Genomic DNA, 12,077 nt, shown 5'->3' with positions numbered 1-12,077 from the left:
ATGTTCCTCCTCTTACTTTTTATAAAATGGCGTTGATACGACTTGTGCTTTAAGACGTTTTTTACGAACTTGAACTTCTACTTCTGTTCCAAGTGCAGTAACACCTATATCTAGAACGGCAAGGCCGACATTTTTCTTTAATGTAGGAGATTGAGTTCCTGTCGTGACAAACCCTATTAATTTATCACCGACAAATACTTCATAACCTGTACGAGGGATGCCTTTATCAATCATTTCAAGGCCGACAAGCTTTCTTTTCAGCCCTTCTTCTTTCTGTTTCTTCAATGCTTCTTTCCCAATAAAGTCTGCTTCTTTATTTACTTTTACGGCAAAACCAATTCCCGCCTCAAGTGGAGAAATTTCCTTTGTTAATTCTTGACCGTAAAGAGGCAATCTTGCTTCAAAGCGTAATGTATCACGTGCTCCTAGTCCACAAGGAACAAGGCCATCCTCTTTACCTGCTTCAAGCAAGCTCTTCCATAGCTTAGCAGCTTGGTCTGCTGCACAGTAAAGCTCAAATCCATCTTCACCTGTGTAACCAGTTCTCGAAACGAGTGCATTGACACCATCTACATTTACTTGGTCAACAAACCGGAAAAACCGAATGGAAGATAGATCAAAAGAAGTTCTTTTTTGCAAAATTTGTTCTGCTAGAGGTCCTTGAATCGCTAATTGCGCGATATCACTAGAAACATTTATCGCTGTTACACCCTCAATGATATGTTGCTGCATCCACTCAACGTCTTTTTCAATGTTTGAGGCATTAATTACGAGTAAATAATCGTCTTCTGCCTTTCTGTAAATAAGCAAGTCATCAACCGTCCCACCATCTTCGTAACACATAGCTGTATATTGTGCCTGCCCATCTACAAGTTTGGATACATCATTGGTCATTAATTTTTGTAAATAATCAAGTGCTCGTGGACCTTTAACTTCTACTTCACCCATATGTGAAACATCAAATAGTCCTGCCTTTGTACGGACTGCTTCATGCTCTTCTTTAATGCTTAAAAATTGAACGGGCAGATCCCATCCCCCAAAATCAATCGTTTTTGCTCCACCTTCTTTATACAGGTGAAATAGTGGTGTTCTCTTTAAATCAGCCATGATCAAACCTCCTCAAGTTAATTCATAAAATGCAAAAAGACAGAGTTATACACTATTTTGTGTATAACTCTGTCCTGTAACCAGAAAGTTTCCTATATTCATGATTGAATATAGTGTCTTCGTAGGTGGCTTATCATAAGCACTCTCCAGAGCTGCGTCAAATAAGAGTCTTTTTGCCTGAGAGATTCGCATCGATAACACATTATCTAATACTTGCTCCTTCGGCGTTGCATCATTCGCAAGCTCTCCCCTTATCCTCATCCGCAACTTATTTAATTGTTTTCACACTTACTCATGAAATTCTTATGATTGGTACATACTACATGTATAAACCTTTTAAATTTTAGGCAATATGTGTAATTCGGATTTATATTAATATCCTACCAAGTTGGATAGGTTTTCGCAACTGTTTATTTACTAAATCAGATTATTTTATAGATTTTTTATAATTTCATTCGGATATAGCAGTTTGATTGAAAGGGTGATTGAAAATGAAGATTGATATACATTTTGATCAGAATTGGAACGACACCTTCAAGCAAAGGTTAGATCAAGATGGTCCTTGGTCTAATTGGGAACTATTTAAACTAGCGTATGAAGCAGAACAACACCAAATCATACCAGAGTTTCATGGTTTGCAAGCCCCTAAGCACCTCCCTCAGTTAAAGCCATTTCCACATCAAATTGAAGTGGCCAATACGGTTATTGAGCAAATGAATGGCAAAGCAATACTAGCTGATGAAGTAGGGCTTGGAAAAACAATCGAGGCTGGACTAATCTTAAAAGAGTATATGATTCGTGGGTTAGTAAAAAAAGTATTAATTCTCGTTCCAGCTTCTCTTGTTTCCCAATGGGCGATTGAATTAAATACAAAGTTTCATATTCCAGCTATTGCTCAACGAAAATCATATGTATGGGAGCAATGTGATGTTGTCGTGGCTTCAATTGATACAGCTAAAAGGCAACCACATCATGATATCGTCTTAGACCAGCCATATGATTTAGTCATTATTGACGAAGCTCATAAACTTAAAAATCCTAAAACAAAAAATTATGAGTTCATTAAAAAGTTGAAGAAGAAATTCTGTTTGTTATTAACCGCAACACCAGTCCAAAACAAGCTAGAGGAAATCTTTAATTTGGTTTCATTGCTTAAACCAGGTCATCTAGGAGATATCTCTTCATTTGAAAAAGAATATCGTTCGAATAAGAGATCACCTAAAAATGAAGAAAAGCTAAGAGAGTTAGTAAACAAAGTAATGGTGCGCAATCGTCGTGAGGAAACTGGCATTGAATGGACGAAACGAATTGTTGAAACGGTTCAGATTGATTTTAGTGAATCAGAACGCGCTTTTTATGAAGAGATTGAGAAGTTAAATGGTGATTCAAGTCATTTTGGCTTGCTGACTTTAAAAAGGGAATTATGCAGCAGCAGAGAGGCTGCTTTTATGACATTAAAAAATATGGTTGAACGAGCCCATGCCGAAGGACGCAAGCTTCCTGGCGCAGAGCGCTTATTAAACAAAATTGGGGAGGTAGAAGGGCATGCAAAAGCCGAGAAAGCACTAGAGATCATCAAAAAAATCAATGATAAAGTTATTATTTTCACTGAATACCGTGCAACACAGTTATATTTACAATGGTTTTTAAAACAAAATGGCATCTCTTCGGTACCATTTAGAGGAGGATTTAAAAGAGGAAAAAAAGACTGGATGCGTCAGCTCTTTCAAAATCATGCCCAAGTATTAATTGCAACTGAAGCGGGCGGCGAAGGAATTAACTTGCAATTTTGCAGTCATATCATTAACTATGATTTGCCATGGAATCCAATGCGTATTGAACAACGAATTGGGCGTATTCATCGACTTGGCCAACAAGAAGATGTGAAAATTTACAACTTTGCTGTTAATGACACCGTCGAGCAGCACATTCTTAAATTGCTTTATGAGAAGATTCACCTATTTGAAGCCGTTATCGGTGAGCTCGATGATATATTAACGAAAATTGATCTCCCTTCAGTTGAAGAACATGTGCAAGATATTTTATTGCAATCAGATTCTGAAGGAGAAATGCGTATTAAGTTTGATCATCTTGCTGCCATTATGAATGATGCAGCAGAAGAAGCTGCGAATTCTAGTAAGGAGGATCAGATCGATGCAACAGCCTCAAGTTCATGATTTCTTAGAGCGTTACTTCCAAGCGAATGATAGCCCAATCATTGAAAATACATCAAATTATTTAAAGGTTCAGTTATCCATTGAATTAGATAAATTATTAATGAACAGGCCCTTTTACTGGCATTATCTTGAAAAAACAGGTGGCGAGCCTAACCCGATGCAGGTGACGTTTATCACAGATCAGACCAATGCCCCCGATGATTTACGTGGAGAACAGATTCACTTTGGGTCACCAAGACTTCGGCAATTATTTGGATCGACACGTGAATTAGGGGGCTACATTCGTCTCTATGAGGACATTCAAGCATCTGGGAGAAAGTCCATTCCTCTGCAACCATGGTTGTGTTTGAATATGAAAATTTCATTTCAATGTGACCGCAAAAAAGATGTATTGTTATCTTTAGGATTAAATCTCATACATGGTCAAATTGTTCAACAATTTTACGATAAGCTGCAAGAAAAAGAACTATCTCCCAACATTCCAGATTTTTGCTTTAAATTATCCCCTCTTATTACTGTTCATAGTGGGTTAATTCGATTGCAGAAAATGGTTCAGACCTATGCGGAAAATGAAGACAAAACGTGGGCAGAAGAAGCTGTAACTAGATGGGAAACGGATTTGTCACTTCTTGAGCAGTTTTATGAAGATTATGATGATAAACCCGAAAGCTATGAAGTTGAGAAACAAGCCTTAAAAGAACAATATGAGCCAAAAATTCATGTGTCCATTATTAATGGCGGAATGTTCTATTTAGAGCAACAGGTTTTTTAAGAGTCTTTTATACGAAACCTAAGGTGTTAGTTCTAGTTTTCATTCATCGTGGTGTTTGCTAAAACATGGGAGGTTTGAACACGCTCTTTAACAGAAAAAAGGCAACTACTCCAAAGGTAGCTGCCTTTTTCTCGTGGATTATTCTTAGTGAGCCGTAGGCGCTCCACCACCTGTTGTAATGATTGAAATAATCGTTGCCACTGCAAACCAACCAAATACAACAAATGAAATTCCAGCAAATCCTACTGCAAAGAAGTTCTTTCTGCGAAGTTCACGAACAATCGCAACTGCACATAAAATCGCCGTAACTAACATGATGATAGAAAAGATCATACTGTCTTCCCCTCCTTATGTAAAACTAAGAACCCAGCTTAACTAGTCCTATTATAATGCCATTTGAGAACATTGTCAGCCTAAAATTTGACGAAGCTAGTACAGTTTCCTCAATATTTATATTGGGCATTTTTCATTTATTTTACTCTCTTTTTCTTTATTTGTCGAGTCGCTTCTCGTAATGTATGATAGGAATAGCTTAAATAACTTGGAGGGATTTATATGAAATGGACACAACTACCACTTGGCCCATTACAAACAAACGCTTATGTTTTACAAAACGATGCTAACGAAGCCGTTATCATTGATCCTGGTGGGGACGGACAAGCTTTTATTCAATGGCTAACATCACAAAACTTAAAACCAATTGCCGTCTTGTTAACACATGCTCACTTTGACCATATTGGTGCAGTCGATGATGTTCGGAATGAATTCAATTGTCCCGTTTATTTACACAAAAATGAGCAAGGTTGGTTAGCCGACCCAAATAAAAACGGCTCAGCACGTTTTATGGGGAATCAAGCGATTACAGTGAAGCCCGCTGACCATATTATTGAAAAGGAAGATAGTATTACGATTGGTTCGTTCTCTTTTACCGTGTATGAAACTCCTGGTCATTCACCAGGTAGTGTTTCTTTCTACCTTAAGCACGAAGGGGTTGTTTTCTCAGGTGATGCATTATTTGCCCAAAGTATCGGGAGAACCGACTTGCCGGGTGGAGATCATCAATTGTTGTTAACTAGCATACATAAGAAGCTTCTTGAGTTACCAGAAGAAACCGTTGTTGCTTGCGGCCATGGACCTACTACTACAATAGGAAATGAAATGGATGGCAATCCATTTTTGTCAGGGTTTTAAGTAATAAAGGGGATCCAAAAAGGTATGAATCTTTCCCTTTTTGGATCCCCCCGAAGCAATGTGCGGAGTCGCTACATCTCTTCAAAGCCTTGAGAGGATTGATTACACACTCACGGCGAGTAGCGAACGGAGCCATTGCCATCTCTTTTCCTTGCTTTTTAGACACACTTTATATGTAGAAAAGGACCTCCACAATTAGTGAAAGCCCTATGGGGAGTAAATCGTATTGATGTAAGCAACCTTGAGGGGAGGGGGACTCCCTATCAAAGATCACCAATTAGTATTATTGTATAAAATACTTTAACACTGTGTCAATAGTACTAACTTTCAAAAAAGAAACCGTCCTCTAAATAAGGAAACGGTTTCTCTTCTGTACATATGTACAACATTATTAATGCCCGAAGCTTGGTACTAACAAGAACGTTGCGTAATACGTGAACCCTACGAAGAAAATCGTTAAATAGGCACCAAAAATGTAAATGTACACACGTTCTGATAAGTTTAGGTAGCTTAAGGCCAATAATGCGCCTGTTTGCGCAAAGAACAACAATGCTACATTATACATATGACCAACAAAGAACAGGACGGAAAAGATTCCTGTCCAAAATGCTAAAACACGATACATACGATCCATTTGGGTTTCCCTCCTTCATGAACAAATTTGCCACACACGACAGTATTTGTTTAGGATAGCAAATGATTAAGTACAGACTTATTATATACGACTACTTCCTGGCTGTAAATGCCTTGATGAATGGCAAAACTGTGTCACCTATAATTTAATTACAGAATAAGAGCAAGCTTTCGCTGTTGGATCTGTTAATTTCATATTATCTTTAAGTATATGTTCTCCAAGAAAATAAGAAAAAATGCCTTTAAATAATTCATGATGCATAGAACAAAGAGATATAGAATGTTCAGTCATCAATTCTTTAAATGTACAGTTATAAATACTAAACTCAATTTCATCCTTTTCAGCTGAATAAGAAATTTCCGGATTTAGTCCTTGGTTGATCGCTATTTGCTCAATCATTCTAACTTTCTGTTCCATTGTTGCATTTGCTACATCAAAGTGAAATTGCTTCACATACAAGTCTGCACTCTCACGTCCATACTTATACCCCATATTTTTAAGCGCTTCGAAACCAATATCTCCAAGCTCAACCAATGATCCTAATGCCATTTTTGCTAACCTTTGATAGTCTCTATAAGGGAACTGCAGTTGAATGACTTCATCAGACAGCTTGTAATAGCGACTAGGTCGTCCACCCTTTCCTGTCTTTTGTGTCTCTGAAATAATCATTTGTACGTCTTCTAATTTCGTCAAGTGCAGACGAGCAACATTTGGATGTGTATTAAACTGATCAGCAATTTGCTGTACGGTTACATGTTCACGTTGCTTTACAATATATTGATAAATCGAGAACCGTGTTGGATCTGACAATACATTTGTTATTTTTAATGTGTTTTGTTCCATCATGTTCACTCCCTAACTTACCTAACTTACCCCATTATAGTATGGTACCAAAATAAAGAAAAGAAAATCATTTATTAGCCAATAAAATGACAAACAAAAAGCGAAGATTGTCAAAAGACATCTTCGCTCTTTACTTTCTACGAATGTTTTTCTTTGATTTTTTTCTCAAAAACAACGAAATGCCAAGTGGAATCATACCAAATACATGATTAGAAAAAGGCGGCCGGTCAGCTCTGCGCTCGAGTTTTTTCGTACGCCGCTCTTCTTTTGGTTGATCCATTCTAATTACTGCTTGTTGGGTCAAAAATTTCACATAATCATTTAATGACATTTTTCTCAACTCCTAATGCATCTAGCATCAGTATACCCAAACATTAGGATTTTAAAATCAATTCTAATTCACGAACAATTTCTAAAACCGATCTCCCAACAGTATTCACGATAATATCAGCCTGTTCATAAAGTTCGAGCCTTGATTCATATAGTTTTTGGACTTTATCTTTCTCTTGTTGTTGTAATAGAGGCCTTGTCTCATCACCTTCTAAACGCCTTAATAACTCATCAAGGTCTGCTTGCAAATAAATAACTTTACCTTGAGAGGACATTATTTCCCTATTCCGATCCTTTTTTACGATACCTCCACCAGTCGTAATAATAGTCCGCTCTCCTTGTATTTCTTTTAATGCTTGCGTTTCAAGTTCTCTGAAATAAGCTTCTCCTTTTTTTTCAAAAACTTCTGATATAGACATCTGCTCTTTGCTTTCAATCCATTGATCAGTATCGATGACACGATAGCCTATTTTTTCAGCTAATGCTTGTCCAATCGTTGTTTTTCCAGACCCCATAAATCCTGTGATGTAATAATGATGCGACACGTTATGAAACCTCCCAATAATTATCCAATACTTTATTGCTCCAATTATATTGAAAACCAGCAATTCGCTCGTGGCCGGTTTCCAAATTTGCCTTTACAGAGATGTTACTAATTCCATGATGATAAGTTTCTATACTTAGTGTAACTGTACCGTTTGGATATGAAAAGAGTATCTTTTTATCGATAACGGGGTCGTACTCTCCGTTAAGAAAATCACTAATTCCTAATTGAAGAAGAGTTTCAATTTGCATGAGTCGCTCCTGCTCGTAAACTGCTCGCTTTTCAAGCATATACAAATTTACTTGGTATAGAAGCACTTGCATAATTAGCATACACATAATCAAAGTAACTGGATAAATAAACCCCTTTTCTTGCTTCACAAGCGTCCTCCTTCTCTGGCATACAGCATCAGCATCGTCTTACTGCTACGATAGCCATCTAGCATCTCAATATCACACGCAACAACATGTTCAGAGACGCTGCATGAAAAAGTCCTGACTTGTTCAATAAGAAGATTATGTCCCTCCTTATTTTTCCTACTTCGTAACTGTTTTGATTCTAATAGCTCGATTTCAATCAGATCACCATTGAACCTTGTTAATCGTAAAGTTCCTTCTATTACTTCTCCTTTTGAAGCTATTCGAATCTCATGAGCTAACTGATTAAAAAAAGTCATGACCTGTTGAGATGATATCTTATCAGTATAATAACCACTTGTCCTAACTAACATAATTTGAGGAACCATCGAAACAATTATTAAAAAAATCACTAGAGCAATCAGGAGTTCAACCAAAGAAAATCCTCTTTCATTTCGGAGCCAAGAAACAACGTTCATATTCCCTCCCGTTTCTTCCAATCCACCTTGCACAAAATCGCAACAAACCTTCCTCTACTTCCTCTTGCCCAATCAAAACCCCTTCATCATTCCCATCAATGACAGGCATACCAGCCTTATAATGGTTCACAGCTTTTTCTAATAATAGTAAAGCACGAATCTCTTCATTAATTGCTGTTCTCTCCGTATATACACTTATTAACAAAGGAAAAATAGAAGCGCTAAACAACACGAGAATACTAAAAGCAAATAGCACTTCTATTAAAGTAAAGCCACTACATCTTTGTATAAGAAACCATTCCTTTCCCTAAATAAATCGTATAGCGATACCTATTCTGACCAACTCTTAACTGAAAGGAGCCTGATGCACCAGGGTGACCATTGGTATGAAAATAAATGGAAGTAAGAGAGAGGGTTTGTGGCTCAAATAACATTTCCGGATGTTGGTACGGGATGACTAAATAATCATCAAAGGAGTTATAGCGAATGAAAAATTCTTTCGTGTCATTGTTCATACGGATAAAAACTCTTCTTCCATTTGCTATTGCCACATGCTGCGCGAGAAGGATTTGTTCTTTAATTTGTTTAGCGATTAAATCCGCTTCGTGATCAATTGATGATGGGTTGGATAGTTTGATTGTTGGAATTAGAAGAATTATAGATAGAATAGATAAAATGATGAGTAATTCGATGAGGGTATAACCTTTGTTTGAATTCATAATTAAGATGATTTAGTAGTTACTTTTCCATTGTCTTCTTTGTCGTACTTTAATTCAGTATCGTCTGGGCATTTCAGCTTATCAACGTAATCAGGAGAAAGATCATCTAAATTATTAGGTAATTGCCCTTTCTCAATCTCATAAGCATACACTTGAGCTTGAACTAATTTCACAGTAGCATCGCAGCCTCTTGAAGCTGCAACTTCATTATTATTCGACATGTTTGGGACGGCTATTAGGAGGAGAATCGAAATGATCATTAGGACAATCAACATTTCAACTAGGGTAAAGCCTTTCTCATTATTCAATTTTCATCACCTCTGAGGAATTTTTATAGCGGGGTATTACGTAGTTATTTTATTCGATCCTCCTTTCAATTTAATATTTGTTATAATTAGACAAAGACTGACAATTTCCTTCTTTAATTAAAATTTTTTTTTGAAAGGTGTATTAAATGAAAACGATCCTTTTATCCATCATCCGCTTTTATCAGCTTGTAATCTCCCCCATAAAACCGCCCACTTGTCGATTTTATCCAACATGCTCTCATTATGGAATGGAAGCTATAAAAAAATTTGGAGCAATTAAAGGTGGATGGTTAACGTTAAAAAGGATTTTTAAGTGTCATCCTTTTCATCCTGGTGGAATTGATCTTGTACCGGAGAAGAAAACAATCGATCAGTCGAAGGAAGATTAGCAGTGATTTTTGAATATACAAAAAAACCATACATTCTGTATGGTTTTTTTTATGCGGGTGAAGGGAGTCGAACCCCCACGTCATAAGACACTAGATCCTAAGTCTAGCGCGTCTGCCAATTCCGCCACACCCGCATGTATTTGATGTTTTTTATAAGAACATCTGAAATGGTGAGCCATGAAGGACTCGAACCTTCGACCCTCTGATTAAAAGTCAGATGCTCTACCAACTGAGCTAATGGCTCTTGCTATTTTTTAAGATATGGTGACCCGTACGGGATTCGAACCCGTGTTACCGCCGTGAAAGGGCGGTGTCTTAACCGCTTGACCAACGGGCCAATCTAAATACATTTAATTGTCCATGGCGGAGAAGGAGGGATTTGAACCCTCGCGCCGCGTAAACGACCTACACCCTTAGCAGGGGCGCCCCTTCAGCCACTTGGGTACTTCTCCATGGCTCCACAGGTAGGACTCGAACCTACGACCGATCGGTTAACAGCCAATAGCTCTACCACTGAGCTACTGTGGAATGGTGGGCCTGAGTGGACTCGAACCACCGACCTCACGCTTATCAGGCGTGCGCTCTAACCAGCTGAGCTACAGGCCCACAGTAGCAATAAAAGCGGGTGATGAGAATCGAACTCACGACATCAGCTTGGAAGGCTGAGGTTTTACCACTAAACTACACCCGCATATTGACTAAAAAGAAAAATGGCGCGCCCTGAGAGATTCGAACTCCCGACCTTTTGATTCGTAGTCAAACACTCTATCCAGCTGAGCTAAGGGCGCATATAAGAGCGGAAGACGAGATTCGAACTCGCGACCCCCACCTTGGCAAGGTGGTGTTCTACCACTGAACTACTTCCGCACTGGCTGGGCTAGCAGGATTCGAACCTACGCATGACGGAATCAAAATCCGTTGCCTTACCGCTTGGCGATAGCCCAATAAAGTTAGATATAATGGGGCGGCTGATGGGAATTGAACCCACGAGTGCCGGAATCACAATCCGGTGCGTTAACCACTTCGCCACAACCGCCATATATTTAATTAGTGGTGGAGGGGGACGGATTCGAACCGCCGAACCCGGAGGGAGCGGATTTACAGTCCGCCGCGTTTAGCCACTTCGCTACCCCTCCACAATGAAAAAGGTTGTTCATTTATTAAAATGGCGGTCCGGACGGGACTCGAACCCGCGACCTCCTGCGTGACAGGCAGGCATTCTAACCAACTGAACTACCGGACCATATGGTATTGCGGGGGACGGATTTGAACCGCCGACCTTCGGGTTATGAGCCCGACGAGCTACCAGACTGCTCCACCCCGCGTCGTTTTACAGTATTCGGATGATGTTTTCTCTAGGATGTTGTCTTTTCCTCTTCTAGCTTCGCTTTGTAGTATTTGCGTCAAGACATGTCGTCGCTTATTCGACGATATTTTGCTGCATGCTCCACTCCGCGTCGTTGTTATAAAGTAAGTAGACGACCATGCTTCTAAACTTAAAAATGGCGGAGGAAGAGGGATTCGAACCCCCGCGCGGTTTAACCCGCCTGTCGGTTTTCAAGACCGATCCCTTCAGCCGGACTTGGGTATTCCTCCGCATTTATGGTGGAGCCTAGCGGGATCGAACCGCTGACCTCCTGCGTGCAAGGCAGGCGCTCTCCCAGCTGAGCTAAGGCCCCATAAAAAAATACTATTACAGCCTGGCAACGTCCTACTCTCACAGGGGGAAGCCCCCAACTACCATCGGCGCAAAAGAGCTTAACGACCGTGTTCGGCATGGGAACGGGTGTGACCTCTTCGCTATCGCCACCAGACTATATATAGGCCATTTTCTAGAAAATGGCTTGAACATCGGATTCCTTAAAAGGTATCGTAGTTCACATTTGAGAGGGTTCTCTCAAAACTAGATAATGCGTTATAGAAACATATCAAGAATCATTTATTGGATAAGTCCTCGACCGATTAGTATCTGTCAGCTCCACGTGTCGCCACGCTTCCACACCAGACCTATCAACCTCATCATCTTTAAGGGGTCTTACTGGATTAACTCCATGGGAAATCTCATCTTGAGGGGGGCTTCATGCTTAGATGCTTTCAGCACTTATCCCTTCCACACGTAGCTACCCAGCTATGCTCCTGGCGGAACAACTGGTACACCAGCGGTGTGTCCATCCCGGTCCTCTCGTACTAAGGACAGCTCCTCTCAAATTTCCTACGCCCGCGACGGA

The 12,077-nt window shown here is 39.5% G+C and carries 15 protein-coding genes, 16 tRNA genes, 2 rRNA genes and 1 riboswitch; of the genes, 4 read left to right on the top strand and 29 right to left on the bottom strand.

Translation table 11 applies throughout. From position 1 onward, the window contains the following. Positions 1-12: 12 nt before the first annotated feature. The gene (gcvT, locus tag AC1FXP_RS17050; RefSeq protein WP_480063200.1) at positions 13-1,107 is read right to left on the bottom strand and encodes a glycine cleavage system aminomethyltransferase GcvT; all 1,095 of its coding nucleotides are present in this window, start codon (positions 1,105-1,107) and stop codon (positions 13-15) included. Positions 1,108-1,262: 155 nt separating this feature from the next. After that, positions 1,263-1,368, bottom strand: a riboswitch (glycine riboswitch). 230 nt (positions 1,369-1,598) lie between these two features. On the opposite strand from gcvT, the gene AC1FXP_RS17045 reads away from it, so the two are divergent. Then, complete coding sequence (locus AC1FXP_RS17045) at positions 1,599-3,284, top strand: DEAD/DEAH box helicase (protein WP_480063199.1); 1,686 nt, start codon at positions 1,599-1,601, stop codon at positions 3,282-3,284. After that, a complete protein-coding gene (locus AC1FXP_RS17040; RefSeq protein WP_480063198.1) occupies positions 3,262-4,056 on the top strand; it encodes a YqhG family protein in 795 nt (264 codons plus the stop codon). Before AC1FXP_RS17045 ends, AC1FXP_RS17040 begins: the two co-directional genes overlap by 23 nt. Before the next feature lie 144 nt (positions 4,057-4,200). Here the strand turns inward: AC1FXP_RS17040 and AC1FXP_RS17035 are convergent, their stop codons facing one another. Continuing rightward, complete coding sequence (locus AC1FXP_RS17035) at positions 4,201-4,389, bottom strand: DUF2759 domain-containing protein (RefSeq protein ID WP_480063197.1); 189 nt, start codon at positions 4,387-4,389, stop codon at positions 4,201-4,203. 222 nt (positions 4,390-4,611) lie between these two features. On the opposite strand from AC1FXP_RS17035, the gene AC1FXP_RS17030 reads away from it, so the two are divergent. Beyond that, positions 4,612-5,247 (top strand): MBL fold metallo-hydrolase, encoded by a 636-nt coding sequence (locus AC1FXP_RS17030; RefSeq protein WP_480063196.1) that lies wholly within the window; start codon positions 4,612-4,614, stop codon positions 5,245-5,247. 391 nt (positions 5,248-5,638) lie between these two features. On the opposite strand, the gene AC1FXP_RS17025 is transcribed toward AC1FXP_RS17030, so the two are convergent. The 9 genes from AC1FXP_RS17025 to AC1FXP_RS16985 form a co-directional block, all read right to left on the bottom strand. Next, positions 5,639-5,881: a DUF2626 domain-containing protein gene (locus AC1FXP_RS17025; RefSeq protein ID WP_480063195.1), complete on the bottom strand. Its 243-nt coding sequence runs from the start codon at positions 5,879-5,881 to the stop codon at positions 5,639-5,641. A gap of 138 nt (positions 5,882-6,019) precedes the next feature. After that, positions 6,020-6,727 (bottom strand): helix-turn-helix transcriptional regulator, encoded by a 708-nt coding sequence (locus AC1FXP_RS17020; protein WP_480063194.1) that lies wholly within the window; start codon positions 6,725-6,727, stop codon positions 6,020-6,022. Positions 6,728-6,854: 127 nt separating this feature from the next. Further along, the gene (locus AC1FXP_RS17015) at positions 6,855-7,055 is read right to left on the bottom strand and encodes a YqzE family protein (RefSeq protein WP_480063193.1); all 201 of its coding nucleotides are present in this window, start codon (positions 7,053-7,055) and stop codon (positions 6,855-6,857) included. Positions 7,056-7,098: 43 nt separating this feature from the next. Next, on the bottom strand, positions 7,099-7,599 hold the full coding sequence (locus AC1FXP_RS17010; protein ID WP_480063192.1) for a shikimate kinase: 501 nt from the start codon (positions 7,597-7,599) through the stop codon (positions 7,099-7,101). Position 7,600: 1 nt separating this feature from the next. Beyond that, on the bottom strand, positions 7,601-7,978 hold the full coding sequence (gene comGG, locus AC1FXP_RS17005) for a competence type IV pilus minor pilin ComGG (protein WP_480063191.1): 378 nt from the start codon (positions 7,976-7,978) through the stop codon (positions 7,601-7,603). Continuing rightward, positions 7,975-8,433: a competence type IV pilus minor pilin ComGF gene (locus AC1FXP_RS17000; protein ID WP_480063190.1), complete on the bottom strand. Its 459-nt coding sequence runs from the start codon at positions 8,431-8,433 to the stop codon at positions 7,975-7,977. The genes comGG and AC1FXP_RS17000 overlap by 4 nt, the downstream gene beginning before the upstream one ends. Continuing rightward, positions 8,405-8,662: a hypothetical protein gene (locus AC1FXP_RS16995; RefSeq protein WP_480063349.1), complete on the bottom strand. Its 258-nt coding sequence runs from the start codon at positions 8,660-8,662 to the stop codon at positions 8,405-8,407. Before AC1FXP_RS16995 ends, AC1FXP_RS17000 begins: the two co-directional genes overlap by 29 nt. Before the next feature lie 46 nt (positions 8,663-8,708). Continuing rightward, positions 8,709-9,152 (bottom strand): competence type IV pilus minor pilin ComGD, encoded by a 444-nt coding sequence (gene comGD / locus AC1FXP_RS16990; protein WP_480063189.1) that lies wholly within the window; start codon positions 9,150-9,152, stop codon positions 8,709-8,711. Between the two features lie 2 nt (positions 9,153-9,154). Beyond that, positions 9,155-9,427, bottom strand: a complete 273-nt coding sequence (locus AC1FXP_RS16985; RefSeq protein WP_480063338.1) for a competence type IV pilus major pilin ComGC — start codon at positions 9,425-9,427, stop codon at positions 9,155-9,157. Between the two features lie 179 nt (positions 9,428-9,606). Here AC1FXP_RS16985 and yidD point away from each other — a divergent pair, with 179 nt between their 5' ends. Then, positions 9,607-9,849 carry a membrane protein insertion efficiency factor YidD gene (yidD, locus tag AC1FXP_RS16980; RefSeq protein ID WP_480063188.1) on the top strand — a complete coding sequence of 81 codons (243 nt, stop codon included), beginning with the start codon at positions 9,607-9,609 and terminating at the stop codon, positions 9,847-9,849. 52 nt (positions 9,850-9,901) lie between these two features. On the opposite strand, the gene AC1FXP_RS16975 is transcribed toward yidD, so the two are convergent. The 18 genes from AC1FXP_RS16975 to AC1FXP_RS16890 all read right to left on the bottom strand — a co-directional run. Beyond that, positions 9,902-9,983 (bottom strand) — tRNA-Leu (locus AC1FXP_RS16975). A gap of 34 nt (positions 9,984-10,017) precedes the next feature. Next, positions 10,018-10,093, bottom strand: a tRNA-Lys gene (locus AC1FXP_RS16970). An 18-nt stretch (positions 10,094-10,111) separates the two neighbouring features. Then, positions 10,112-10,186: transfer RNA gene (locus tag AC1FXP_RS16965), tRNA-Glu, on the bottom strand. Between the two features lie 24 nt (positions 10,187-10,210). Then, positions 10,211-10,301, bottom strand: a tRNA-Ser gene (locus AC1FXP_RS16960). A gap of 1 nt (position 10,302) precedes the next feature. Beyond that, a tRNA-Asn gene (locus AC1FXP_RS16955) sits at positions 10,303-10,377 on the bottom strand. A 1-nt stretch (position 10,378) separates the two neighbouring features. Further along, a tRNA-Ile gene (locus AC1FXP_RS16950) sits at positions 10,379-10,455 on the bottom strand. Between the two features lie 14 nt (positions 10,456-10,469). After that, positions 10,470-10,540 (bottom strand) — tRNA-Gly (locus AC1FXP_RS16945). 20 nt (positions 10,541-10,560) lie between these two features. Continuing rightward, positions 10,561-10,637: transfer RNA gene (locus AC1FXP_RS16940), tRNA-Arg, on the bottom strand. A 7-nt stretch (positions 10,638-10,644) separates the two neighbouring features. Then, a tRNA-Gly gene (locus tag AC1FXP_RS16935) sits at positions 10,645-10,716 on the bottom strand. A gap of 2 nt (positions 10,717-10,718) precedes the next feature. Then, positions 10,719-10,793 (bottom strand) — tRNA-Gln (locus tag AC1FXP_RS16930). Positions 10,794-10,809: 16 nt separating this feature from the next. After that, positions 10,810-10,885, bottom strand: a tRNA-His gene (locus AC1FXP_RS16925). A 15-nt stretch (positions 10,886-10,900) separates the two neighbouring features. Then, positions 10,901-10,985: transfer RNA gene (locus AC1FXP_RS16920), tRNA-Tyr, on the bottom strand. Positions 10,986-11,015: 30 nt separating this feature from the next. Then, positions 11,016-11,092: transfer RNA gene (locus AC1FXP_RS16915), tRNA-Asp, on the bottom strand. 8 nt (positions 11,093-11,100) lie between these two features. Then, positions 11,101-11,174 (bottom strand) — tRNA-Met (locus AC1FXP_RS16910). Positions 11,175-11,352: 178 nt separating this feature from the next. After that, a tRNA-Ser gene (locus tag AC1FXP_RS16905) sits at positions 11,353-11,445 on the bottom strand. A 7-nt stretch (positions 11,446-11,452) separates the two neighbouring features. Continuing rightward, positions 11,453-11,528 (bottom strand) — tRNA-Ala (locus AC1FXP_RS16900). A 19-nt stretch (positions 11,529-11,547) separates the two neighbouring features. Continuing rightward, positions 11,548-11,663 (bottom strand): 5S ribosomal RNA (rrf, locus tag AC1FXP_RS16895). Between the two features lie 128 nt (positions 11,664-11,791). Further along, positions 11,792-12,077: ribosomal RNA gene (locus AC1FXP_RS16890) — 23S ribosomal RNA — on the bottom strand; the annotation flags it as partial.

Source organism: Halalkalibacter sp. HAAS-P013 (genome assembly GCF_056619925.1).
Note: the sequence above shows the minus strand (reverse complement) of the source record. Positions and strands in the feature narration are given on the sequence as shown.